Origin of the sequence: Mucilaginibacter panaciglaebae (genome assembly GCF_039539265.1) — a bacterium.
GTDB lineage: Bacteria > Bacteroidota > Bacteroidia > Sphingobacteriales > Sphingobacteriaceae > Mucilaginibacter > Mucilaginibacter panaciglaebae.
In genome coordinates, this window is the sequence record NZ_BAABCV010000011.1 from 89,240 (window position 1) to 113,076 (window position 23,837).

General features: G+C 43.3%; 21 protein-coding genes. 11 read left to right on the forward strand and 10 right to left on the reverse strand.

Annotated features, from left to right (window positions below):
- Window positions 1–125: 125 nt before the first annotated feature.
- The 3 genes from ABD772_RS15085 (at window position 126) to ABD772_RS15095 (ending at window position 6,287) form a co-directional block, all read left to right on the forward strand.
- Window positions 126–2,396, forward strand: coding sequence for a GH92 family glycosyl hydrolase (locus ABD772_RS15085; protein ID WP_345106220.1), 2,271 nt, complete (start codon window positions 126–128; stop codon window positions 2,394–2,396).
- A 234-nt stretch (window positions 2,397–2,630) separates the two neighbouring features.
- The gene (locus ABD772_RS15090; RefSeq protein ID WP_345106223.1) at window positions 2,631–3,485 is read left to right on the forward strand and encodes an OmpA family protein; all 855 of its coding nucleotides are present in this window, start codon (window positions 2,631–2,633) and stop codon (window positions 3,483–3,485) included.
- A 108-nt stretch (window positions 3,486–3,593) separates the two neighbouring features.
- Window positions 3,594–6,287, forward strand: a complete 2,694-nt coding sequence (locus ABD772_RS15095) for a glycoside hydrolase family 78 protein (protein ID WP_345106226.1) — start codon at window positions 3,594–3,596, stop codon at window positions 6,285–6,287.
- Window positions 6,288–6,471: 184 nt separating this feature from the next.
- Here ABD772_RS15095 and ABD772_RS15100 read toward each other — a convergent pair whose 3' ends face one another.
- Complete coding sequence (locus ABD772_RS15100; protein ID WP_345106229.1) at window positions 6,472–7,770, reverse strand: DEAD/DEAH box helicase; 1,299 nt, start codon at window positions 7,768–7,770, stop codon at window positions 6,472–6,474.
- A gap of 354 nt (window positions 7,771–8,124) precedes the next feature.
- On the opposite strand from ABD772_RS15100, the gene ABD772_RS15105 reads away from it, so the two are divergent.
- The 3 genes from ABD772_RS15105 to ABD772_RS15115 all read left to right on the forward strand — a co-directional run bounded on the left by ABD772_RS15105 (window position 8,125) and on the right by ABD772_RS15115 (window position 11,067).
- Window positions 8,125–9,726: a tetratricopeptide repeat protein gene (locus ABD772_RS15105; RefSeq protein WP_345106231.1), complete on the forward strand. Its 1,602-nt coding sequence runs from the start codon at window positions 8,125–8,127 to the stop codon at window positions 9,724–9,726.
- 396 nt (window positions 9,727–10,122) lie between these two features.
- Window positions 10,123–10,305 (forward strand): hypothetical protein, encoded by a 183-nt coding sequence (locus ABD772_RS15110; RefSeq protein ID WP_345106234.1) that lies wholly within the window; start codon window positions 10,123–10,125, stop codon window positions 10,303–10,305.
- A gap of 75 nt (window positions 10,306–10,380) precedes the next feature.
- Window positions 10,381–11,067, forward strand: a complete 687-nt coding sequence (locus ABD772_RS15115) for a hypothetical protein (protein ID WP_345106237.1) — start codon at window positions 10,381–10,383, stop codon at window positions 11,065–11,067.
- A gap of 3 nt (window positions 11,068–11,070) precedes the next feature.
- Here the strand turns inward: ABD772_RS15115 and ABD772_RS15120 are convergent, their stop codons facing one another.
- From ABD772_RS15120 to ABD772_RS15140, 5 genes are read right to left on the reverse strand one after another with little or no spacing between them, the layout of a single operon-like run.
- Window positions 11,071–11,661, reverse strand: a complete 591-nt coding sequence (locus ABD772_RS15120) for a thioredoxin family protein (protein WP_345106240.1) — start codon at window positions 11,659–11,661, stop codon at window positions 11,071–11,073.
- Between the two features lie 36 nt (window positions 11,662–11,697).
- Complete coding sequence (locus ABD772_RS15125; RefSeq protein WP_345106242.1) at window positions 11,698–12,954, reverse strand: aspartate kinase; 1,257 nt, start codon at window positions 12,952–12,954, stop codon at window positions 11,698–11,700.
- Window positions 12,955–13,755: a DUF3298 and DUF4163 domain-containing protein gene (locus ABD772_RS15130; protein ID WP_345106244.1), complete on the reverse strand. Its 801-nt coding sequence runs from the start codon at window positions 13,753–13,755 to the stop codon at window positions 12,955–12,957.
- Window positions 13,756–13,758: 3 nt separating this feature from the next.
- The gene (locus ABD772_RS15135) at window positions 13,759–14,244 is read right to left on the reverse strand and encodes a GNAT family N-acetyltransferase (protein ID WP_345106247.1); all 486 of its coding nucleotides are present in this window, start codon (window positions 14,242–14,244) and stop codon (window positions 13,759–13,761) included.
- Window position 14,245: 1 nt separating this feature from the next.
- Complete coding sequence (locus tag ABD772_RS15140) at window positions 14,246–14,935, reverse strand: YggS family pyridoxal phosphate-dependent enzyme (protein WP_345106249.1); 690 nt, start codon at window positions 14,933–14,935, stop codon at window positions 14,246–14,248.
- Between the two features lie 39 nt (window positions 14,936–14,974).
- Here ABD772_RS15140 and ABD772_RS15145 point away from each other — a divergent pair, with 39 nt between their 5' ends.
- The 3 genes from ABD772_RS15145 to ABD772_RS15155 all read left to right on the forward strand — a co-directional run bounded on the left by ABD772_RS15145 (window position 14,975) and on the right by ABD772_RS15155 (window position 19,104).
- A complete protein-coding gene (locus ABD772_RS15145) occupies window positions 14,975–15,535 on the forward strand; it encodes a DUF4296 domain-containing protein (protein ID WP_345106252.1) in 561 nt (186 codons plus the stop codon).
- A gap of 4 nt (window positions 15,536–15,539) precedes the next feature.
- Window positions 15,540–17,900, forward strand: coding sequence for an endonuclease MutS2 (locus ABD772_RS15150; protein ID WP_345106254.1), 2,361 nt, complete (start codon window positions 15,540–15,542; stop codon window positions 17,898–17,900).
- Between the two features lie 127 nt (window positions 17,901–18,027).
- The gene (locus ABD772_RS15155) at window positions 18,028–19,104 is read left to right on the forward strand and encodes an SGNH/GDSL hydrolase family protein (RefSeq protein ID WP_345106256.1); all 1,077 of its coding nucleotides are present in this window, start codon (window positions 18,028–18,030) and stop codon (window positions 19,102–19,104) included.
- A gap of 333 nt (window positions 19,105–19,437) precedes the next feature.
- Here the strand turns inward: ABD772_RS15155 and ABD772_RS15160 are convergent, their stop codons facing one another.
- Complete coding sequence (locus ABD772_RS15160) at window positions 19,438–19,854, reverse strand: hypothetical protein (protein WP_345106258.1); 417 nt, start codon at window positions 19,852–19,854, stop codon at window positions 19,438–19,440.
- Between the two features lie 96 nt (window positions 19,855–19,950).
- On the opposite strand from ABD772_RS15160, the gene ABD772_RS15165 reads away from it, so the two are divergent.
- Both ABD772_RS15165 and ABD772_RS15170 read left to right on the forward strand, forming a co-directional pair.
- The gene (locus ABD772_RS15165; protein WP_345106261.1) at window positions 19,951–20,652 is read left to right on the forward strand and encodes a CoA transferase subunit A; all 702 of its coding nucleotides are present in this window, start codon (window positions 19,951–19,953) and stop codon (window positions 20,650–20,652) included.
- A gap of 103 nt (window positions 20,653–20,755) precedes the next feature.
- Window positions 20,756–21,424, forward strand: coding sequence for a 3-oxoacid CoA-transferase subunit B (locus tag ABD772_RS15170; RefSeq protein ID WP_345106263.1), 669 nt, complete (start codon window positions 20,756–20,758; stop codon window positions 21,422–21,424).
- A 61-nt stretch (window positions 21,425–21,485) separates the two neighbouring features.
- On the opposite strand, the gene ABD772_RS15175 is transcribed toward ABD772_RS15170, so the two are convergent.
- From ABD772_RS15175 to ABD772_RS15185, 3 genes are all read right to left on the reverse strand, one after another.
- Window positions 21,486–22,127 (reverse strand): uridine kinase family protein, encoded by a 642-nt coding sequence (locus ABD772_RS15175; RefSeq protein WP_425562839.1) that lies wholly within the window; start codon window positions 22,125–22,127, stop codon window positions 21,486–21,488.
- Complete coding sequence (locus ABD772_RS15180) at window positions 22,120–22,977, reverse strand: LysM peptidoglycan-binding domain-containing protein (protein ID WP_345106266.1); 858 nt, start codon at window positions 22,975–22,977, stop codon at window positions 22,120–22,122. The genes ABD772_RS15175 and ABD772_RS15180 overlap by 8 nt, the downstream gene beginning before the upstream one ends.
- Window positions 22,978–23,070: 93 nt before the next feature.
- Window positions 23,071–23,817 (reverse strand): DUF4905 domain-containing protein, encoded by a 747-nt coding sequence (locus ABD772_RS15185; RefSeq protein WP_345106269.1) that lies wholly within the window; start codon window positions 23,815–23,817, stop codon window positions 23,071–23,073.
- Window positions 23,818–23,837 lie beyond the last annotated feature (20 nt).

A 23,837-nucleotide genomic window follows, 5' to 3' on the forward strand; every position in this document is an offset into this window, starting at 1 on the left:
CGTAACACAACTATCAATTAGTCTCAGTAACAAGCTTAATTCATTTAATAAATACCGATTGGTTTTCAGCGTATTTTTTGTTTCTTTACGTTGAATAAAATACCAATTCATAAAACTTTATTTTCATGATGAAAGCTAAACACTTATTGGCCCTGGCGGGGGTAGTGGGTATGTTCTCGGCATCGTATGCAATCGATGCACCGAAGCCTAAAAAGGCAACTGCCAAAGAGCCGGTCGACTTTGTCAATCCAAATATTGGTAACATCAGCCATATGCTGGTGCCAACTTATCCAACAACGCATTTACCTAACAGCATGATGCGCGTTTTTCCGGTACGTCACGATTATACCACTAACCGCATTGGCGGATTGCCGTTAATTGTTACGCACCACCGCTCAGAGTCAAGCTTTAATTTTTATCCCTATCAAGGTAGTGAGAGCGGTATTAAACCAACAATCACGCTGAGCTATGATCAGGAAAAAATTACGCCTTACCGTTACAAAGAGTACCTGGATGAGGCTAATATAGCTACAGATTTTGCGCCATCGCACCAAAGTGCAGTTTATAGTATTACGTTCGAAAAACCGGGCGCGCCATACCTGGTATTTAATTGCCGTCGCGGCGAGTTGAAAGCAAGCGGTAGTGTTATTAGCGGACACCAGGATATTGGCAACAACACATCTCTTTATATATACGCGGTGACTGATGTAGCACCGTCAAAAGTGGGTACAGCAACGCGTAATAGCGGGGTTAGTTGGAACGGTCCGGTGTCAGCATCACTAGTAGTGTCGTACCCGACAGGTACAAAAAAAATTGGCATGCGTTATGGCATATCGCTAATTAGCGTTGAGCAGGCCAAAAAAAACCTGGACAGAGAGATTCGTAATTTCGATGTAAACGCGGTTGCCGAAGCCGGCCGTAAGGTATGGAATGAAGCTTTGGGTAAGATCGCTGTTTCAGGAGCTAACGATAATACAACTACGGTATTTTACACCTCATTATACCGCACTTATGAACGTCCTATCGTGATCAGCGAGGATGGCCGTTATTTCAGCGCGTCTGACGGTAAAGTACATAGCGATGAAGGGCATCCATTCTCAACTGATGACTGGACCTGGGACACTTATCGCGCAGCCCACCCATTACGGGTGCTTATTAACAAGCAAGGCGAAAACGATATCCTGAACTCATACATCCTGATGTCTGAGCAAACCGGCAAAGGCTGGTTCCCGACGTTCCCCGGAGTTAGCGGAGACGATCATGCTATGAACTCAAACCACGGCATAGCCATGGTTGCCGATGCTTATGCCAAAGGTCTGAGAGGATTTGACCTGGCCCGTGCTTATGCAGCTTGCAAGGCATCTGTCGAGACGAAATCTTTGCTTCCATGGTCATATACGCCATCGGGCGAACTGGATAACTTCTTTAAAAAGAATGGTTATATACCGGCCTTGAAACCGGGCGAGAAAGAAACAGTAGCCAATGTAACCGGCGAAAAGCGTCAGCCTGTTGCGGTTACCTTAGGTACCTCATATGATGAATGGTGCCTGTCGCAAATTGCTCAGGATCTGGGTAAAACAGACGATGCTAATCATTACCTGAAAGCATCATACAACTATCGTAATGTATTTAACCCCAAAACAGGTTTCTTCCATCCAAAAGATAAAGACGGAAACTTTATTGAGCCGCTTGATTACCGTATGGATGGTGGCCCGGGGGCACGTCAGTATTATGATGAGAACAATGGTTACGTATATCGTTGGGATGTACAACACAACATAGGCGACCTGGTTAAGCTGGTAGGTGGTAACGAAAAGTTTGTTGATGCACTTGAAGATATGTTTAATACCGGTTATCCCGTTTCAAGATGGGACTTTTATGCAATGCTGCCAGACCATACCGGTAACGTTGGTATGTTCTCAATGGCTAATGAGCCTGCCTTTCACATTCCGTACCTGTACAACTATGCGGGCGCGCCATGGCGCACTCAAAAACGCATTCGCTCATTGTTGGACGAGTGGTACCGTAATGACCTGATGGGTATCCCGGGCGACGAAGATGGTGGCGGCATGACTGCTTTCGTGGTGTTTAGCGAAATGGGCTTTTATCCGGTTACTCCGGGTTCGCCAACCTATAATATCGGTAGCCCATCTTTTCCTTACATAAAGATGAATTTGGGTAACGGCAAATATTTCGAGATCAAAGCGCAAAATGCGTCGTTTACTAATAAATACATACAGTCGGCCAAGCTTAACGGCAAGCCGCTTAACCAGCCCTGGTTTAAACACAGCGACATTGCTAACGGTGGTGTGTTAGAATTGGTAATGGGCCCGGTAGCTAATAAAAACTGGGGTATAAACTCGCCGCCGCCATCGGCTGCGCCAATGCCAATGTAAGTTTTGTATTTTTGTAATAAAAAGCGCCTTTCGGGAAACCGAGGGGCGCTTTTTGGTTATACATACGTATGTTTTTATTATTATCTGATAGGTATCAGGATAAAATAAATAAGTAACAATTTAATATGATTAAGGCAGCTTTTTGAACTTAATCAGGAGGCGGCAAGCGGGCAGGGAAACTTTTTGGCGTGTGTTTTGTTTAGGATAAATATTATTTAATAAACATTCTCTACCATGAAAACTAAAATTATATTGCCTATACTATTTGTAGCCGCAGCATTTATGCAGAGTTGCGTGAGCAATAAAAAGTATGCCGAGCTGCAAAATAACTACAATACTTTGCAGACCAAGCAGAACGAATTAAAACAAAGTTACGACCTTACTCAACGAGAGTTGGAAGGTTCAAAATCAAGGGTTAAAAGTTTAGAAGAACAAATAGCTTCAGAAAAAGCAAATCGCGCTGCATTACAGGACGCGCTGAACAAATGTTTAGCCGGTAATAACCAGGGTAACGTAAACATTGCAAAACTTGCCGACCAGATCAATGCGTCTGACAAATACATCAAAGAGTTAATAGCTGCAAAAAGCAAAAGCGACTCGTTAAATATGGTGTTAACCAACAACCTGACCCGCTCATTGAGTCAGGCTGAATTAAAGGATGTAGACGTACAGGTGTTAAAAGGTGTGGTTTATATTTCATTGTCTGATAATATGTTATACAAATCAGGTAGTTATGAGATCTCAGACCGCGCCGGCGAGACTTTGAGCAAAATTGCCAAGATCATCAAAGATTACTCTGATTATGATGTGCTGATTGAAGGTAATACCGATAACGTACCTATAAAGCAAACCAACATCCGTAATAACTGGGACTTAAGTGCTTTAAGAGCTTCGTCGGTAGTACAGGCATTGCAAAATAGCTATGCTGTCGACCCAAAACGCTTAACTGCAGGCGGCCGTGGCGAATATAATCCGGTTGCTGATAATACTACAGACGCCGGTCGTTCTAAAAACAGACGTACCCAAATTATCATCACACCAAAACTTGATCAGTTTATGGACCTGATAGGTAAACCGGTTCAAAAATAAACGCGTAATAATTTTATTACTCAAATGCCTTTGCTTAGCCGCAAGGGCATTTTTTGCTTAAAGCAGGGTTTAATTTTCTATATTGGCTGCACGAACCAATATTTTAGAATGAACCAGTTTTTATCCGCTAAATTTTTTTCAGCGAAAAATATAGCCCGCCTGTTTATTACGGCCGGCGTTATTTGCTGCACCTCGACAACGCAAGCCCAAGCCATCGAAGCATTAAAGTGCGAGTATCTGACCAGTCCTTTGGGTATTGACGCTATCCATCCGCGTTTTACCTGGATTATGAGCGATGCACGCCACGGTGCTTTACAAACGGCTTACCAGATAATAGTTGGCACTGATTCTGTCGCACTTGCAACTGGCCATGCCAACGCATGGCAAACTAATAAGGTACAATCGGGTAGCAACCTGGTAAGTTATGATGGCAAAATCTTACAGCCTTATACCAAATATTTTTGGCGTGTTTCTGTGTGGGATGAAAGGGGGACGGTAACTTTATCGCCCATAGCCAGTTTTGAAACCGGGCTGATAGACAAAAGCAACTGGAAAGGCACCTGGATAAGCGATGGCAAAGGCCCAGAAGTAAAGCCCACACCGTATTTCAGAAATGTATTTGAGCTGGGGAAAAAAATCAAATCGGCACGGGCTTATATAGCGGTAGCAGGTTTGTATGAGTTATATATCAACGGACAAAAAATAGGCAACCACCGCCTTGATCCGATGTATACCCGTTTTGACCGCCGAAACCTGTATGTTACTTATGATGTTACTGCACAACTACAGTCGGGCAAAAATGCAGTAGGGGTTTTACTTGGTAATGGCTGGTATAATATGCAAAGCACCGCCGTGTGGGATTTCCATAAAGCACCATGGCGTAACCGCCCAACGTTTTGCCTTGACCTGCGGGTAACTTACGAAGATGGCACGGTGCAAACTATTACCTCTGACAGAAGCTGGAAAGCATCGTCAAGCCCGATCATATTTAACAGCATTTACACCGCCGAACATTACGATGCCCGCCTGGAACAACCTGGCTGGAATACCATTAATTTTAAAGAAGGCCGCAACTGGCGCACAACCATCATCAGGCCTGCGCCTTCAGCAAATATTGTGTCACAGGCTATGCAGCCTATCCGCGCTATTGAAACGATTCCGGCAGTTGACATGAAAAAATTTGATGACCATACTTACCTGTTTAACATCGGGCGTAACATTGCCGGCGTAAGTAAGATTACCGTAAGTGGCGAGGCTGGTACGGTTATCCGCTTAAAACACGCCGAGAAATTGGGTAAAGACGGGCATGCAGATCAATCAAACATCGACGTGCATTATCGACCTACAGACGATCAGGATCCATTCCAGACCGACATATTCATTTTAAGTGGAAAAGGCGAGGAGACCTTTATGCCGCGCTTTAACTATAAAGGTTTTCAATATGTTGAGGTGAGCAGTGATAAGCCAATCAGCCTTACAAAAGAAAGCCTGACCGCCTATTTTATGCATAGCGACGTAGCCCCGGTTGGTACTATAAATTCATCAAATACCACATTGAACAAAATATGGGCTGCCACCAACGTATCTTACCTGTCTAACTTTTATGGCTACCCAACCGATTGTCCTCAACGTGAAAAGAACGGCTGGACAGGGGATGCACACATAGCCAGCGAAACGGGTTTATATGGTTTTGATGGTATAACCATTTACGAAAAATGGATGGCCGACCATCGCGACGAGCAACAGCCTAATGGTGTTTTATCGTCGATCATTCCGTCAGATGGGTGGGGGTACGAGTGGGGTAACGGCCCCGACTGGACAAGCACGGTGGCTATCATCCCGTGGAACCTTTACCAGTTTTATGGCGACAGCAAAACACTGAACGATAATTACGATGCTATAAAACGTTACGTTAACCACATTGATGAGTTGTATCCAACCGGATTAACTACCTGGGGCCTGGGCGACTGGGTGCCGGTAAAATCCAAATCGCCGGTCGAGTTTGTGTCGAGTATCTATTATTATACCGATGCTAATATATTGGCTAAAGCTGCTAAACTATTTGGCCGTACCGAAGACGAAGCTCATTACAGTGCCATCGCTTCAAAGATCAGGAATGCTATCAACGCTAAGTATTTAAATACCGCTACCGGTATTTATGATCAGGGCTATCAAACCGAGTTGAGCATGCCGCTTTATTGGGGCGTTGTTCCTGATGCTTTAAAAGCCAAAGTTGCCGCCAACCTGGCCGAGCGTGTTAAGCAAGATAATAACCACCTTGATGCCGGTATTCTGGGTGCTAAAGCTATTTTAGGTGCGCTGAGCGATAACGGTTACGCCGAGACTGCTTATGCCATTGCTTCGCAGGAAACCTTCCCCTCATGGGGTTGGTGGATTAAAAACGGCGCCACCACACTTTATGAAAATTGGGATGTATTTGCCAAAAGCGATTTGTCGTTAAATCACATTATGTTTGGCGAGATAGGCGCATGGTACTATAAAGGCATAGGCGGTATCATGATAGACCCTAACAGCCCGGGTTTTAAAAATGTATTGCTGGCGCCTGCTTTTGTATCAGGTCTGGATCACTTTGAATCAGAACATACCGGCCCGTATGGCAAGATCATATCCAACTGGAAACGTAAAGGTAAAACGGTATTATACTCGGTGACTATTCCTGCTAACTCAACTGCTACGGTAATGTTACCGGCAGGTAAAAAGGTTTACCTGGACAATAAAGAGGTAGCTGCCGCAAACGGGCTGCAAATTACCTCGGGTAGTTATGAGTTTGTGGTGAAATAGAATAAATGATATTAAATGGTGTCACTCTGAGGCTCTCTCGAAGAAAGCGAGGGTTTTGCCCTTATGCTTCTATGTGCTCAGCGTGACACCTTTTTCGTGCGCCAGGTCTGTAATTCCGCCTTTAAAGGCCCCGGATTTTTAAACTCAACATAACAGCGCATCTGGTTAAATGGATAACTGCCATTTAACCGTGCTTCTTTTTCTTATTCATTTCAGCTTTACGGCTGGCGCTATAATTGTAATTTTTATTGTTAGATGGCTTCTTTTCGTGAAATGCTGCCCCTGTTTCCGGTTCGTTATTTTTTGTCGACTGTTTAGTCGGTTCTGTTTTTGACCTGGGTTCGTTTACTATCACCAGATCGCCGGGCAGGGCAGAGGGTTCCATCTTGTTGCCGGTAGCCTGTTCTATCTTTTTAACCAGGCTCATATCCATATCGGTAGCAAAGATGAGGGCAATGGTTTCATCATCCTCGTTAGTTTTTGTTACTCGTTTAATATAGGTATCGATATCCTGCGGGATGTCGAAATGAATCAGGAAAGGTATGCCCTTTAAATCAACATCGTCGCCTCTTTCGGTACTTACCAGCATTACGCGCGCTTTAGGGTCGGCTCTGAATTCATCAGCCGTCTTATAGCCATTAACGTCAAAAAACGGTGGGTTTAAATAGCCAACCGAGTCATGCAACCGGTGGTGCAGGCTTTGATATATTTTTTCGGCAGTAGCCGTTTGGTTAATAAATACAGCAGACCTGGTGAATACTTCCTCATCGGCCAAAAACAAATTCAGCAAGTTTTGCTTAGTCAGAAAGTTAGATACATTATACAGCAATTGTTGGTGCGTCGCGAGTCCGGTTTCTTCAAACTCGTCCACCTCGATGATGGCCTGGTTATTCATGAAAGGTTCAATCAGCTTCTCCAACTTAGTATGTAATACATCGGTAAATACCAGGCGTTGAGCTTTTGTGATGCTGTTGGCCAATTCTACTATCGGTAGTTGCATGCCTTTTTTAAGCATGCGGTCGGCATCGTCGACAATAAATAACTCCATTTTGTTGAGGTTGAGCCCGAGTTTCAGGTATATGGCCCTTGCTCTGTCGGGCGTTGCAACCACAATGTCGGCTCCGTCTGCAAGCGCATCCATTTGTGTCTCCAGTCCGGACGTTACATATAGTCCGACGATGGAAATTGATTTGTTTTTGTTGAGTTTGTCGAACCGTGCTATAACAGCCAACACATCATCTTTTTCAGGCACCAGGATCAATACCTTGGGTACACCCTCGGGTGCGTAATTGAAGCGGTTTAAAGCAGCCAGTACATAGGTTGTAGTTTTACCTGCACCTTCAGGGCCTACCGCTATTATATCCTGCCCGCCAATAATACGGTTAAGGGTTTTTTGCTGAATATCCTTCGGGCTATTATAGCCCGCTTCTGCTACCGATCTTTGTAATTGTTTACTCAGCTTTATTTTTTCAAATCCTGCCATTATGTATCATTAGTGTGAGCGCAAAATTACCGTTATAATCTTACAAAAGCCCAATTGAATAAAATTGCTTATAGGTTTACTCTAAATGAGAATATTCAAACCGATAATTGCATTAAAAGAAATGCTTTGGTTAAGGATTAATTGTTATTTTAGTTTTTAATTAATAAGATGGATCCCCGCTCTAAAAAAGTGCTTCCCCGTGCGCTGGCCCGATTATCAGGGACATTCATTTTGCTGTTTTTTGTGTTGACGGCCGCTTGTCTGCGGTTATCCGCTGCCACTCTTGGGATAAACAATTTAAGCGCACATCCATTTGACTCTCTCCGCAGGATAAAGCCCGAACAAAGGGTTTACATGGCAACCAGCATTTATAAGAAAAATTTCAGGCGTGTGCCCGAAGTTGTAGCTATAGGGCATCTGGACCGGCTAACTGCCATAGCCCGCCAGCTTGATGACAAAGCTTTAGAAAGCGCAGTATTTGACTTGAAAGCTGATTACTATGCAGTAAACCAAAAATTTAACAGTAAAAGTATAGCTTATTATCAACGTGCAATTGACTTTGCTACAGATAATAAGCTGCCATTGTATGCCGCGATCTATCTTCATCACGAGGGTTTATTTTATTACAATTTTAAGCATAACACCAAGGCCTGCTTTTATTTTCTAAAAGCTCAGGAAGGTTTTAAAGAAATAGGCTTTAACAATGTGCCTAATGTGAGTGTTTACTACAGCCAGGTGGCCGATTTTTATTATCACCTTGGCAATTATACCAATGCAGAGATACAATTGCAGGATGCGCTTAAATACCCGATAAACACCCCCCGCGACAAAATTACTATTATTAACACGCTTGGGTTAATCCGGCGTAACAATCAGCAATATCAGCAGGCTTTAACCTATTTTAATAAAGCGTTACAACTGGCTCTGCAAAGCAATGATACGGTTTGGGTAGGTATAGCCACAGGCAACATAGGCTCGGTATATTTTGGTTTAGGCGATTATAAAAGGGCACTGCCAGCTATAAAAGTTGATTATGCCCAGTCTTTAAAATATGGCGAGAAAAATAACGCCACCGTAGCATTGCTGCGCTTGATAAAGATCAATCTGGCTAAGAATAATATTGCCCAATGTTTAAAGCAGCTGGATACCGCCGAACTGCTGATAAAAAATAGCGCAACATCGGTACTAAATATTAAAACAGATATATACGACCTTAAAGCGCAATGTTATGATAAAATGGGGCAGCCTGCTGCCGCATTGGTCTTTCGCAAGCAATATGAGGTAGCTAAAGATAGCCTGGCTGTTCAAAATAATATTGCGGCGGTAGAGCTGGTAAAAATGCAATACGTTATTGGTAAGCAACAGGCTGCAGATAACCGGCTTAAAGCACAAGTGCGCGAACGCAACACTGTATTTATTATCCTGTTTTTGTTGGTGATTATTCTGGTGCTGTTATATAGCAGACAAACATTAAAGTCGCGTAAGGATAAGGAGTTAATGCGAGCTGAAAAGCGCAGGGTAGACCAGGATCTTAAGTACACAGCCATGAAGCTGCAAACCTATACTGAGCATATTCGCAAAAACAATAAATTAATTGACAGCTTTAAAGAGCAGATTGATCAGCTAAAAAATAAAAATGCCGATAGTACCGTTGTAGAGCATCTGGAACAATTGATGCAGGCCCATATTATGACCGATACCAACTGGCTGGAGTTTAAAAAGATATTTATGAAGGTTTACCCCGACTTTCTTTTCAATTTAAAAAAGAACTTCCTTAATTTGTCTGAAACGGATGTCAGGCTGCTTACTTTGATCAAGCTGCAATCGTCAAATAAAGAGATGGCCAACATGTTGGGTATTACCCCGGAAGGTATTAAGAAAGCCAAGCAGCGTCTCCGAAAAAAGATGGGACTGGATGGTGAGCTAAGCATCGAAGGAGCCATATATACGCTTTAAGTAGGGTAATTTCGGCTTTTGTTCATGGTTACGTTTGTCCCCTTTTTGTATACTCCCTAAATTATGTTTTAATATATCCATCAGTTAGATTTGGCCTGAACTATTGATTAAACCCAACACGTAGCCTAACAGCGTGTACGTATCATTGATTTATAAGAATAAGGCTTCATACCATTAAAGAACGAAAAAAATGCGGCAGGTGCGAAGGTGAATTGGACGTTCGCGTTCATCGCGGTTTTTTTGGTTAAATCATTTTTATTTTGGCTGCCTATAACGGTATAGATGCTGGAGTAAAAGTTATGTGTACGGTTTTAGCATGGTAAGAAACTAAAGTAGAATTGTCAGAACAACTGGTATAGTTGTTGCAATATGTTTGTGACATTAAATCTAAAAATCATGAAGACACAGGATTTTAAAAACGGTCAAGCTCAGGGCTCCTCAACTGCGGATCGTAACTTTACCGACCAAAGTGAGAGAGCGAAAGAAAGAGGCATTAGTAATGCCGGTGGCCAACGTTCATTTCAAACTTCAAGTAAAGACAGCGCGCACAGGCCGCAAAAGAGAAAACCATTGTTATAGCAGATACCGCCCCCGGTTTGCATCGGGGGCTTTTTTTGTTGTGGTTATACGTATAATCCATACTTTTGTGGCGATATGAAAAAAATACTCGCCCTATGCCTGGTAGTACTTACCGCCTGCAACTCAAAACCAAAGACACCTTTTCACGTATTAAAATCGGTCAAAAAAAAGGACGGTGCCAAGCTGGATGTACAGGTAAATAGTCGGCTTAGCAAGCAGGAGATGATTGATATAGCAGCTTATTTAAAAAAAGATAGCTCGCAATACAATAATTTACAAGTTGATTTTATTTTACCGGGGAATAGTTATGAAAATAAAGGCGGCATTGTTGTATACGCTACTGCTGCTTATCACGATAAATCGATCGTGTCGCCTGCTGATACCGTTAGTGACAAGGATAAGAATTTTTTAAGCTTTGAGTTTATGGGTTTTACGCCCGAAAAAGCTAAACAGCTACTTGCCCTTGACCCTCAAGAATTAACCGGCAAACAGCTTCTGGGTAAGTTCATTGATGATGGTACCAAAACCATTAGTATGATTGCAGAAGACAAACACGAAAATAATCAGCTGTATATTCTCGAACTGGACAGTGCCGGCAAAGTGGTGTCAGCAATAGCGCCGATGGAGGTTACAGTGAAAGGTATCCGCAAAATGGTGGTTAGCCAGCAAGGCGATTATATGGTGCTAAAAGACAGCATCCTGACCATGTACAGCAGTACTGATTACGATAAGCCTTTCCGCAGCATAAAACAAAACTTATAATTATTATTTCGAGGAGCTGACTGGTGCAGCGGGTTTGGTAACCGGAACGGGTTTGTTCATCGCAAAGCGTTTACCTATAATAGCCAACTGCTCGTCATTAAGCTTTGAGGTTGATTTCAGCAACCGTAAAAAATACGCCACCTCATTCTCTGCCGCCGGGCAGCCTATGCTTTCGCCGCGGGTATTTAATGAGGCCCCGGCAGGGCGGATCTGGCTATCGCCCAATAACTTTCCTTTAGCATCCAGTATTACCCAAAATGGCAGGCCGCTTTTCTCGCCTTTTAAGGCTTTAAGCAGCTCTAAAGAACCGGGATTTTCCAGCGTGGCTTTGGCAGGTTGCTCCAATACATCGAGGTGTGTAACCACATAATTATCGTCAAAGAATTTTTTGCATGAAGGGTCTTCCAGGCTGGCGTCCATCTTTTTGCACCAGCCACACCATGAAGCATGAAACATCAGCAGCACGTTTTTCTTTTCTTTTTTAGCTTGCGTGTATGCCTGTTTCATTACTACGTTGCTGGCAGGCCGCGTGTCCTGGGCGAACGTTGATATCGAAAATAACAGGATTGCAAATAATAATAGATGCTTTTTCATGATGTGATTTTATTGTGCAAGATAAAGCTACACTGTTTATTTCAAAACCAGTTGAGCCGTATTGCGGCTAATCTGTTCTAACAACACCGTTTTATCGGCGGTGAGTTCTTTGATTGCGCCCGTGGTATAATGTCTAACGGTAATTAGTGTTAAATTCTCATTGTATTTTGTTCTGTATTTCTGATTTAAAGCTTCCAGTAATCTGCCAAAATACTCTTCCTTATAATCAAAACAAACGCTAAAGCTCAGGGCAGAGGTTTGCATAACGTTTATTTTAATATGATGCCCGGCAAACCTTCCAAATATATCACTCAAATGATTCTCAGTAACAAACGAATAGTCTTTGGTTGCTATAGACAGCAATACCTGTTTTTGCTTAATGATGATAACCGGTTTTTCAAATACATTGTTAGCTGTTTCCTTAATAATGGTACCCGGTGCACCCGGATCATTAAAAGGTTTCACCAGCAAAGGTATCCTGGCGTTTTGCAACGGTTTAATGGTTTTTGGGTGGATGACGGTCGCCCCATAATAAGTCATTTCTATAGCTTCTGTATAAGTCAGTTCATCAAACTTAACGGTGTATTCAAACAGTTTTGGGTCTGCATTCAAAATTCCGGGGACATCTTTCCAGGTAGTAACCGATTCTGCGCCCAGGCAGGCGGCAAATATAGATGCTGTATAATCAGAGCCTTCGCGGCCCAGTGTCGTAGTAAAGTTCTCGGACGTACCACCTAAAAAGCCCTGGGTAACAACAAAACCCCGCTCCAGTTGCGACGGGATGCCCAATTGAATGCTATGCCGCGTTTTGTCCCATTGAACAACGCCCTCGCGATAAGTATTATCAGTATGGATATAACCCCGCACATCGATCCATTGGCTTTTTAAACCTGCTTGATTCAGATAAGCGGCAACAATACGGGTTGATACCAGCTCACCAACCGATACGATCTGATCGTAAGTAAAATCAAAATCATCATGCGGGTCATCCTCGATCATCCAGTCAATCTCGACAAAGGTATTAGCCACCTCGTCAAATACAGGATGGCCTTGTTCAAATAACAGGTCCATGATCTCAAAATGATAGCGTTTAATGCCTTCGTAAATAGCATGCAAATCGTCAGACTGGTTTACATAAGCTTTGGCTAGGTTCTCCAAAGCATTAGTGGTTTTACCCATAGCCGAAACCACAATTAGCAGTTGCTCATTTTTATATTTACTAACTACATTGGCCAGATTGATAATACCTTCCGCATCTTTAACTGATGCGCCTCCAAATTTAAAAACAAGCATTTATTTTAGATATTGAGTGATAACCGTGTTAGGTTTTAATAGCAATTTTAGCTTAGCGTAGGGAATAAACAAATCGGTTTGCCCCGCCGCGTAAGGTTTTATTTCATACTGATTATACAGGAATTTAATACCCAATGGAGTGATAAGAAAGTTATTATTAAGCGCGAATTTGTTGTCCTTGAAAAAGTAGTCGTTAGCTAAAGATGCGCTCAGACTTAATTTTTCCTGTTTTCTGAAAATAGTATCTGCAATGGCAGTAAGTTTTTCGACATAACGCTGAATAAGTAAATCGCTAAGGGCGATATTTTTATTGGCCTTTGTGTTCCAGTTGATAAAAGTAGTCATGCAGCTGCCATGTGCGCCGCCCTGAAAGTTATGACCGCTGATTTCAAGTGTAGTTAGGCTTGAGTCTTGTCTTAATACTTCGGCGTGACTATCCAGCGTAAAAAACATGCCGGGACGATCCTCGCGCTTTTTAACGGCATCGAAAGACCCGATGAAGTCTTTAGCATATTGTTGCAGATCTGTATAGTGTTTATCCATCTTAAATAAATTGAGCAGACTACTTGATATTGAGTTGTTGAGCATCGTCTGCCCGTTGAAAACGGGGTACGTGATCTTAGCTACCGTACAGCCGGTGTCAGGTTTATTACCGCAATCGCTCGCGCGTTCTTTTATGGTTTTGTAAGTATAAGCCAACGTATCTGTATTAATATCCGGTTTGGTTGTATTCTTTTCGCCCCAGTTACAGCTGCTTAGTGATGCAAGCAATCCGCATAATAAAAAACACCGTGTTTTCATAGATCAATAGGTTAGTAGTTGTTCTTTGGATAATGACGCATTTAACCACCCTGCTTCAATGGCCGCATTATATTTTGCATAGAAATTAAGCGCCGGCGCGTTCCAGTCGAGCACCTGCCAGACTATACCTGAAAATCCCGTTTCTTTGGCTTCAAGGATCAGCCGGTCGAATAATAATTTACCGATACCGCGGCCGCGCATAGGCTCGGTTACAATAAAGTCTTCCAGGTACATGCGGCAGCCTTTCCAGGTTGAAAAACGGACATAATACAGGGCGAATCCAACAACTAAACCATCAACTTCGGCCACGTAGGCTTTCCACACCGGACTATTGCCAAAGCCTGCGGCCTCAAATTCCTCAAGTGTGACGGTTACCTCTTGCGGTGCTTTTTCATAAAGAGCCAGCTCATTAACAAGTTCCAGTAAGCGCGGACAATCTTCTTTTACGGCTACTCTTAAATGTATGTTGATCATGGAGTCATTGGTCATACTAATTATTTTTCCAATGTTTAATAACCCGTTCACCAAAAATAGTGCTGCCAACACGTATCATGGTGCTGCCTTGTGCTATGGCAATTTCATAATCTGACGACATACCCATCGACACTACATTAAAATTATCATCCTTACGGAAAAAGCTTTGTTTAATACCGTCAAAGAAAACTTTCAGTTCATTAAACTCGTCTTTTAACTGTTTTTCTTTATCGGTGTTGGTGGCGATGCCCATTAATCCGCGTATGCGGATATTTTTTAATACTGCAAAGTCTTCCGAGCGTAAAAGCTCAATGGCTTCATCAAAGCCCAAACCAAATTTAGTTTCCTCGTCAGCTATGTAGATCTGTAGCAAGCAATCAATCACACGATTATTTTTCAGCGCCTGTTTGTTAATCTCCTGCAAAAGTTTCAGGCTGTCAACCGATTGTATCATCGCGATAAACGGTGCTATGTATTTCACCTTATTAGTTTGCAGGTGGCCAATCTGGTGCCATTGAATATCTTTAGGTAATTGTTCTTGTTTTTCAACCATTTCCTGCACCTGGTTCTCGCCAAATAGACGCTGCCCGGCATCATAGGCTTCCTGTATTTCTGCAGCCGATTTTGTCTTTGATACCGCAACCAGCGATACTTTTTTTGGCACAGTCTGCGTTTTTAGATGTTTGATATTATCTGCAATGCTCATTAATCCGTAATTTTGTCAATCAAACCGCTAAATTAAAGAATGCGCAAACATATTATCTTGTTTTTTTCAGCTTTGCTTTTTTTGTTTGCCTGCAATAACGATAAAGATGCAAAAGGTGTCCTGGGCCGGGACGAAATGGTGAACCTGCTGGTTGATGTACACCTGGTTGACGGCAGCCTTTTAAATCAACCCAACGGTGATAGTTTGTATCGCAACGGAACGGGCCGATATTTTTATGTCTTTAAACAGCATCATACCGATTCGGCGCAGTTTAGAAAAAGCATGGCCTATTATGTTAGCCATCCTGACGTAATGATACCTATGTACGACGATATTGCCAAGATATTGCAAGCAAAATCAGACTCTATCAATGCGCTTGTTGCCAAGGATAATGAAATAACCCGCAGACGCATGGAGCGACTGCAGAAAAAAACGCAAAAAGGCAAGCAGGATTCGTCGTCTGACAAAATGAAAGATGACGCGAAGAAGATCCAATTAAATTTGATTGACAAAGAAAGACGCATGAGAATGAGCCAGCCTTTACCTAATGGTAAGAATATACCTCGTCCTGTGCTAAACCACTTCAAAAGGGGGCAATAAACGAATGATCTACCCTGAAAACAGCATTGATAAGCTGGGATTTACCGAAGTAAAAGAATTAATAAAAGCGCATTGCCTCAGTGAGATGGGCCAACAAATGGTTGACCGCATACAGGTAATGAGCAATTTTGAGCAAATCAGTAAGTTTTTAAGCCAGGCTCATGAGTTTAAAAATATCCTGCAAAATGATGCCGCACTGCCTATTACCCATTTTTATGATATCAAGGCTTTGGCTAACAAAGCCCGCCTCGAAGGGGCCTTTTTAACCGAGGAGGAGTTTTTTCATGTATATGTTTCGCTGACCACAGTTTTTGCGGTTATAGCTTATTTTAACGAACGCGAGGGGCAATATCCAAACCTCGAAGCGCTGTTTGAGCATTTGCCCATTGAGAAAGCCATCATCCGAAAAATTGAGCAGGTAATTGACGCCAAAGGAAAGATGAAGCCTAATGCCTCACGAGAACTGGCCGAAATATCGGCAGGCATAGCTAAAGCCGAACAGGAGGCGCGCCGCAAAATTGACCAGATATTTAAAAGCGCCACAGCCAATGGCTGGACCGCCGATGGTTCGCTCACCGTACGCGACGGCCGCCTGTGTATCCCTGTGTTGGCTGAAAATAAACGGAAACTAAAAGGTTTTGTTCATGATGAATCGGCATCAGGGCAAACTGTATACATTGAACCCGAGGAGGTCTTTACACTCAATAACCGTATCCGGGATCTGGACTTTGAGCGTCGTCGCGAGATCATTAAAATATTAATTGCGCTGACAGACGAATTAAGGCCTTATGTGCCGCTTTTACTCTCGTACCATAGTCTGCTCACCAAACTGGATTTTGTGCGCGCTAAGGCCCTGTTTGCTATCGATATTGAAGGCGAATTGCCACAGGTGGTTAACGAGCCGCGTTTACGGTTGGTTAATGCCCGCCATCCGTTGTTGTTCCTGAACTTTCGAAAGGAAAAGAAAACTGTAGTACCGCTAAATCTGCATATTGACGATCAGACACGTGTTATCGTAGTGTCAGGTCCAAACGCCGGGGGTAAATCGGTATGTATGAAAACGGTGGGCCTGCTGCAGCTCATGGTTCAGGCAGGTCTGTTAATTCCTGCAAATGAAACCAGCGTGGTGGGTGTGTTTAAGCAATTTTTTGTAGATATTGGTGATGATCAATCTATTGAAAGTGACTTGAGTACCTATAGTGCGCATCTCTCTAAAATGAAAAAGTTTGTAGAGAATGCTAATGGTAAGTCTTTGATTTTAATAGATGAGTTCGGCACCGGTACCGACCCCCAATTTGGCGGACCGATTGCCGAGGCTGTGCTGGAATCGCTTAATCATAAAAAGGTTAGGGGGATGGTAACTACCCACTACTCCAACCTGAAAATATTTGCCGGTAACACCGAAGGTATTGAAAATGCTTCGATGCTATTTAATAACGTGGAAATGCAGCCGTTATATATATTAGAGATAGGTAAGCCGGGCAGCTCGTACGCATTCGAAATAGCGCAAAAAATAGGCTTGCCACAACAAGTACTTAATCTCGCGAAAAACAAAATAAGTTCAGAACAAAAGAGTGTAGATTCACTGCTTGTTGGCCTGGAGCGTGAAAAAAAGGAAATACTGGATACCCGCGTTAAGCTCGATAAACAGCAGCGCCGCGTAGATACTTTGTTGACCGAAAATGAAAAGCTGAAAAGCTATCTCGAAGAAAATAAAAAGGTACTCATCCGCGAAGCAAAAGAGGAAGCGAAGAATATCATCCTTAATGCCAATAAGCTGGTTGAAAACACCATCGCTGAGATCAAGAGTAACAACGCTGATAAAGAAAAAACCCGCGATTTGCGCGAGAGCCTCAACCGCGAGTTGCAGAAAAATACCGTTAAACCAGAAACGCCAAAAAAACAACCGAATGATGAAGAGTTGAAGGTTGGCGATTGGGTAAAACTAACAGACTCTGAAACTACCGGACAAGTAATGGAAATTGTTAAGGATACGGTGATTATAGCCATTGGCGACCTGCGCACGGTGGCTAAGCGAAAAAGGGTGCAAAAAGTTTCTAAATCATCGGTGCCGAAAGAGGTACGCCGCAATTTTGCTGCAAATACCGGTGATATTGCGAGCTTTAGCCCCGAGATTGATGTGCGTGGCATGCGTACTGAGGACGCACTGGCTGCGATAGAGCGATTGTTTGACCGGGCCGTGATGATGGGCTACGGCAACATCAAGATCATTCATGGGAAAGGGGATGGGATCCTGCGAAAAATGATCCGCCAGTACCTGAAAAAATATGATCAGGTAGACCGTTTGGAAGATGAACATGCAGACCGTGGCGGCGATGGGATCACTTATGTATATTTGAGATAATTGTACAATAATAAATTTGTCATTGCGAGGAGGAACGACGAAGTAATCGCAAGGAGCCTGGTGCGCGTCTCATAGCTATCTGGAACCATACCGGTCTCGCAATGGCATCTCTTCAAAATCTAAAATTATGCGTAACTACTTTATCTGTTTGCTGCTATGGTCTACGTTAAACAATTGTACGCAGGCGCAAGTAATTATTAAGAGCGATGACCCGCGGATACACTACATGGGCCGTATTGATAAAAGTACTGATGCAGCCGTCTTGTCGTGGCCGGGCAGTTCAATCAGTGTAAACTTTAATGGTACAGGTGTAAAAGCCATACTAAAAGATCAACACGGTGAGAACTTTTATAACGTGATCATCGACGGTAGGGTGATCGCCAAAGTACATTTAGACCCAACAAAAAAAGAATACACACTGGCCGAGGGGCTGCCAATGGGCAAGCATAATTTGGAGCTGTTTAAGCGTACTGAATGGACAATGGGTAAAACCTGGCTTTATCAATTGCAATTTGATAATAAAGCCAAAGTGCTGGCTGCTGCGCCTGTAAAGAAACGTAAGATCGAATTTTTTGGCAATTCTATCACCTGCGGATATGCGGTTGAAGATTCAAGCGGAAAGGACAGGGGCACCGCACCTTACGAGAATAATTATGTAGGCTATGCCGCCATTACCGCCCGGCATTTTGATGCCGAATATTATTGCACCGCCCGCAGCGGTATAGGAGTAACCATAAGCTGGTTTCCGCAGACCATGCCTGAAATGTTCGACCTGATAGACGGCAATGATAAAACCCGCAAATGGGATTTTAGCAAATATCAGCCTGATGTGGTGGTCATCAACTTATTTCAAAATGACTCATGGTTAGTTAAGCAGCCCGATCATGCCGAATTTAAAGCTCGCTTTGGCACAACTGCGCCAACTGATGTACAGATCGTAAAAGCGTATCACGATATGGTTAAATCTATCAGAGATAAGTATCCTAAAGCAAGTATCATTTGCGCGTTGGGCAATATGGACGCTACACAAGCCGGGTCTGTATGGCCGGGATATATTGAAAAAGCTGTAGCCAGCATGAATGATAAGAAGATATTAACCTGCTTTTTTCCCTACAAAGGCAGCGCGGGGCATCCCAACGGAGAAGAACAACAAGCCATGGCCGGTCAGCTAATTAGCTTTATTGATCAGCATGTGAAATGGTAGCATAAAAGGGTGCAGAGTAGTATCTTTAAGTTAAACGCATTGATGGAGAAAATGTCATCTCAATCAGGGGGAGAGAGCTATACACACGCTACGCATGATGTGAATGTCCGTGTATAGATTTCTCCCTACGGTCGAAATGGCAACGTTATCTTTTTTGTCACCGGAGTCCGTTGCCATGAGTGTAAAGAAACGTTCCCTGCCTGTTCAAGCGTCCACGCTTGAATATATTTCTTTATGAGCGTCTGCGCTCAAGACATTAGCAGATTTTAATTGCCTACGCTTGCCCTGGTATTCCGTTAAGCGTGGATGCTTAATGGTGCTGCCGCATTTCCATTACTCTTCGCCAACCTTTTGCTGGTCGGGTAACTCACCCGGTCCGGGGATGTTCGGCTTGTCATCACTTTCGCCGTCATTGTCAACGGTACCTTCGCTGTAAACCGCTTTTTCGCCCGGTTTAAAGTTATTATCTTCCGGATGCTCTTCGGCAGGTTCGGTGCGCTTAAAATAAGCGTTACTATTACCTGAGTTTTTCGCCGGGTTAGCCGGATCATTACCTGCGCGGGTGACGTTATTTGAGCCGAAATTTTGGCCACCCATTGGCTGGCCTTCAGAAATCGGCCGTTTGTCATCAAAGCGTGTCAGATCATCTTCGTCTTTATTGTCGTCATCCTCTACACGATAGGCATTGGGCTGGCCTTGTTCGGCATCCCTGCTCTTTTCGCTCTGCAAATCATTATCTTCAAATAACATAATCTTTGTTTAATGGTTATATAATAGTAATACATGGTTTTGTTAATTGTTTTTGTGTATTACGATTTAGTAGCTTTATTAAATCAATTATAGCCGATGAACAAAGTTTGTAATAATGCCGACGATGCCGTGCGCGATGTACATGACGGCGCAACCCTGTTGGTGGGCGGGTTCGGTTTGTGTGGACTGCCCGAAAATTGCATTGCTGCACTGGTGAAAAAAGGCGTAAAAGATCTGACCTGTATATCTAATAATGCTGGTGTCGACGACTTCGGCATAGGCCTTATGCTTAGGCAACGACAAGTAAAAAAGATGATCTCTTCTTATGTCGGCGAAAACGCGGAGTTTGAGCGGCAACTGCTCAGCGGCGAACTGGAAGTTGAACTGGTACCGCAAGGTACGTTAGCCACACGTTGCATGGCCGCCGGTTACGGTATGCCGGCAATATTTACACCCGCAGGCATAGGTACCGAGGTAGCCATAGGCAAAGAAGTAAGAAAATTTAACGGTAAAGACTATTTAATGGAGCTGGCCTTTGATGCTGATTTCGCTATCGTAAAAGCATGGAAAGGCGATACGATGGGCAACCTGATCTACCGCGCTACCGCGCGGAATTTTAATCCCATTATGGCTATGGCTGGCAAGACAACCATTGCCGAGGTAGAAGAACTGGTTGAGCCGGGAGAATTGGACCCTGATTACATTCATACGCCTGGTATTTACGTGCATCGGATATTTCAGGGGACGAATTATGAGAAAAGGATAGAGCAGCGGACCGTTAGAAGTAAAACAACTTAACTATAACTGAGCGTAGCGTGGCGCCCGGCGGTTATCGGGACGCGCACATTGCATGCTTGCGATTGCCGCTCGTCCTCGCTCGCAACGACAAAGAGATTTAAATATGTTGGATAAAACAGGAATAGCAAAACGCATTGCTAAGGAAATAAAAGATGGTTACTATGTAAACCTGGGTATTGGCATACCTACATTGGTTGCTAATTATATACCAAAGGATATGGATGTTGTTCTGCAATCTGAGAACGGGTTGCTTGGCATGGGGCCTTTTCCGTTTGAGGGCGATGAAGATCCCGACCTGATCAATGCCGGTAAGCAAACCATTACCATGCTGCCCGGCTCTGCAATATTTGATTCGGCCATGAGCTTTGGGATGATCCGCGCCAGAAAAGTGAATCTGACCATTCTGGGTGCCATGGAAGTATCAGAAAACGGAGACATAGCCAATTGGAAGATCCCCGGTAAAATGGTAAAAGGCATGGGCGGCGCAATGGACCTGGTGGCATCGGCAGAAAATATCATTGTTGCCATGCAACACGTTAATAAGGCCGGCGAGTCGAAATTATTGCCTCAATGCGATTTGCCTTTGACCGGCATCCGCTGCGTTAAAAAGATTGTTACTGAACTGGCTGTGTTGGATATTTTACCTGAAGGCGGATTTAAACTTATAGAACGTGCACCGGGAGTATCTGTTGAAGAAATAAAGCAAGCTACTGCTGGAAAGTTAATTATTGAAGGTGATGTGCCGGAAATGGAAATTAATCACCATACATAAATGACGTGGTAAAGAAACTTAAGGTGCAGTATACCCGGAATATTTAGGAATACGGAAAGCGTCACGCCTTATTAAGCACCCTTTTTCGCAGATCTTCAGATATCTCATCGGTAACCGCTTGTATGCCTTCAGCGGTGTTCGAGTTATTAATAACTACTTTATGGCAGCCGTCTTTATAAGGCAGTAAGAACTCTTTATAGGCCGGTACGACGTGGTTTACCCATTTGTACATCACATCATCGTGTGAGTAGCCGCGTTCAATCAGATCACGTTTCAGGCGGCGTTCCAAAGCAACGGCTTCATCTGCGTCGATAAAGATGCGCATGTCCAGCAATTCTTCAATCGGTTTAAAGTGGAAGATAAACAGGCCCTCAATGATCAGGATAGGCGCCGGTTTAATCTCCAGTATCTTAGGTACAGCGTTGGGGTTATTAAAGGTGTATTCCTTTTTATAGATCACCTCGCCTGCAGTCAGTTTTTTGATGTCCTTTTCAAATTGCCCGGCATCAATGGTCGCCGGTTTATCGAAGTCGTAAAGCTTGTTTTCCTCGGGCGTCATATTATGCGCTACGGGGAAGTAATAATCATCCTGTGAAACCAGGCAAACTTCATCCGGCGAAAAATGATCTAAAAATCGCTTTAAGAAAAACGTTTTGCCCGAGCCGCTGCCACCGGCAATACCAATAATATAAGGCTTACTCATTATCAGGCGTACCGTAGCTGATATTTACGTGGATGCGTTTGTCTAATGCACCGATTGATTCTGCTACATTTTTAGTCATCACCAGGATAACATCTTTAGTCGACGCGCTGTCGTTTAGCCGCCCTACCACTTTAGCAAATGTAGTACGACCTGTCATGGGGTTAGTTATTTTAATTACCGTACCGATAGGGGCGGTACGATGCAAAACCAGTTTTTTATTAGGGTCAAGGCTGGTGTCGTCAATCCAGGTGGCTACGCCTTTTTCGGTTTTCTCGAATAAGCCATAACGGTTGGTATTGATCCTCCTTTCGGCACTATCTATACTGCTTACATAGCTGGTCGAGTCGCGTTTGGCAACGGGGCGTGGTGCTTCGGTAGCTGACGATACTTCGGTCGAACTTGGTTTTACCTGTATAATTTGACCTGGAGTAAGGGTAGTATTGGTTAAGTTATTTAGCTTGGTTAATTCCTCAACGCTCGAATTAAAGCGTTTAGCTATAGCGTACAGGGTTTCGCCAGCCGATACTTTATATTGTTGTGAAGCAAGGCCGGTATTAGCAGGTGCCTGGCTTGGCTGTGTATCAGCTTTTGTTTGTTGTGGTGTAGCGGGCGTATTCGCCTGTTTAGCAGACTTTATGGGAGCAGGTTTAGTGCTTTCTAAAAATGATCTGTCTGTAGGTACTTTGATGATGCCGCCAATTTTCAGCGGTGCGTTGTTGTTAAACTTAATGATATCGCCGGGTTTTACATTGTAGCGGCGGCCTATCGAGTAATAATTATCTTTTGGATCTAATTTATGTAAGATTACTTTTTTACCATCCAAATTCTCAACTCCAATTGAATCGGTCAATCTGTTTTTCGCGAAAAGTGAGGTGGAAGAGATTAATAGGGATGTTAGAAATAATAAAGTCTTTAATTTCATAATAAATTATTATTCAGTAATTTATAGGGGCGTTACTATTAAATTTGATTTGTTTTTAATGTATATCACCAGGTTTTTATACAAGATAAACGACTCTGGCTGCATTTTTTGTATCCCGGTATTTAATAAATCTTCATATACCGTAGCAGTTTCGTCGTTTATAAACAAACGCTGCTGTAGCTGCCCATTGTTTAAAGTGTGCAAAGATACAATTCTGAATTTATTGTAGTGCAGGTATTGTGCAACGTTTCCATAACTATCACTGGTTAAAGGTCCATTTAATTGAGCGGGCGTTGTCGTTTGCGGAAACCTTATATAATTATCAATCTCGACGTCGATTGGCGGGTTATAAGTTCTGAGCATCGTGCCTGTTTTGATATCAATCAAAAATAATTTTTTAGGCTGCACCTGTGTGTTAAATACCACTGGCCCGTTTACCGTCAGGTGATCAAAGCCATAGGTATAGTTGCTCCAAATAATTTGTGCTGCGTTGTCAATCGCGGAAATACCCTTGTGTACCGGTGTGTTTTCTGATTGATAATTGTGCAGCAGCAAAAGCCCGTCATAAGCCGCCTCTATGCCAGTAAGCCAGCGCTCTGCAGTTGTATGGTTCTCAAAGTTAGTTTCCCCGGTATTAAGGTTAACCGAAGTAAAGGCAACCTGCCTGTCGTCAGTGCGGGTTTCAAGGAAAATAGTATCGCTTAAGCTATCAATTTCCATGCGCCAGATCACACCATCGAGACGTTTATTGATGAAAGGTGATAGCATAGTCATAGCTCACAAAGATG

What these genes read in the sequence shown, in the direction of transcription:
- ABD772_RS15150 (WP_345106254.1), top strand. Translation starts at nt 15,540, where the DNA reads ATGATCTACCCTGAAAACAGCATTGATAAGCTGGGATTTACCGAAGTA.
- ABD772_RS15155 (WP_345106256.1), top strand. Translation starts at nt 18,028, where the DNA reads ATGCGTAACTACTTTATCTGTTTGCTGCTATGGTCTACGTTAAACAAT.
- ABD772_RS15095 (WP_345106226.1), top strand. Translation starts at nt 3,594, where the DNA reads ATGAACCAGTTTTTATCCGCTAAATTTTTTTCAGCGAAAAATATAGCC.
- ABD772_RS15120 (WP_345106240.1), bottom strand. Translation starts at nt 11,661, where the DNA reads ATGAAAAAGCATCTATTATTATTTGCAATCCTGTTATTTTCGATATCA.
- ABD772_RS15085 (WP_345106220.1), top strand. Translation starts at nt 126, where the DNA reads ATGATGAAAGCTAAACACTTATTGGCCCTGGCGGGGGTAGTGGGTATG.
- ABD772_RS15170 (WP_345106263.1), top strand. Translation starts at nt 20,756, where the DNA reads ATGTTGGATAAAACAGGAATAGCAAAACGCATTGCTAAGGAAATAAAA.
- ABD772_RS15135 (WP_345106247.1), bottom strand. Translation starts at nt 14,244, where the DNA reads ATGACCAATGACTCCATGATCAACATACATTTAAGAGTAGCCGTAAAA.
- ABD772_RS15160 (WP_345106258.1), bottom strand. Translation starts at nt 19,854, where the DNA reads ATGTTATTTGAAGATAATGATTTGCAGAGCGAAAAGAGCAGGGATGCC.
- ABD772_RS15100 (WP_345106229.1), bottom strand. Translation starts at nt 7,770, where the DNA reads ATGGCAGGATTTGAAAAAATAAAGCTGAGTAAACAATTACAAAGATCG.
- ABD772_RS15105 (WP_345106231.1), top strand. Translation starts at nt 8,125, where the DNA reads ATGGCAACCAGCATTTATAAGAAAAATTTCAGGCGTGTGCCCGAAGTT.
- ABD772_RS15165 (WP_345106261.1), top strand. Translation starts at nt 19,951, where the DNA reads ATGAACAAAGTTTGTAATAATGCCGACGATGCCGTGCGCGATGTACAT.
- ABD772_RS15145 (WP_345106252.1), top strand. Translation starts at nt 14,975, where the DNA reads ATGCGCAAACATATTATCTTGTTTTTTTCAGCTTTGCTTTTTTTGTTT.
- ABD772_RS15090 (WP_345106223.1), top strand. Translation starts at nt 2,631, where the DNA reads ATGAAAACTAAAATTATATTGCCTATACTATTTGTAGCCGCAGCATTT.
- ABD772_RS15175 (WP_425562839.1), bottom strand. Translation starts at nt 22,127, where the DNA reads ATGAGTAAGCCTTATATTATTGGTATTGCCGGTGGCAGCGGCTCGGGC.
- ABD772_RS15125 (WP_345106242.1), bottom strand. Translation starts at nt 12,954, where the DNA reads ATGCTTGTTTTTAAATTTGGAGGCGCATCAGTTAAAGATGCGGAAGGT.
- ABD772_RS15110 (WP_345106234.1), top strand. Translation starts at nt 10,123, where the DNA reads ATGAAGACACAGGATTTTAAAAACGGTCAAGCTCAGGGCTCCTCAACT.
- ABD772_RS15140 (WP_345106249.1), bottom strand. Translation starts at nt 14,935, where the DNA reads ATGAGCATTGCAGATAATATCAAACATCTAAAAACGCAGACTGTGCCA.
- ABD772_RS15115 (WP_345106237.1), top strand. Translation starts at nt 10,381, where the DNA reads ATGAAAAAAATACTCGCCCTATGCCTGGTAGTACTTACCGCCTGCAAC.
- ABD772_RS15185 (WP_345106269.1), bottom strand. Translation starts at nt 23,817, where the DNA reads ATGCTATCACCTTTCATCAATAAACGTCTCGATGGTGTGATCTGGCGC.
- ABD772_RS15130 (WP_345106244.1), bottom strand. Translation starts at nt 13,755, where the DNA reads ATGAAAACACGGTGTTTTTTATTATGCGGATTGCTTGCATCACTAAGC.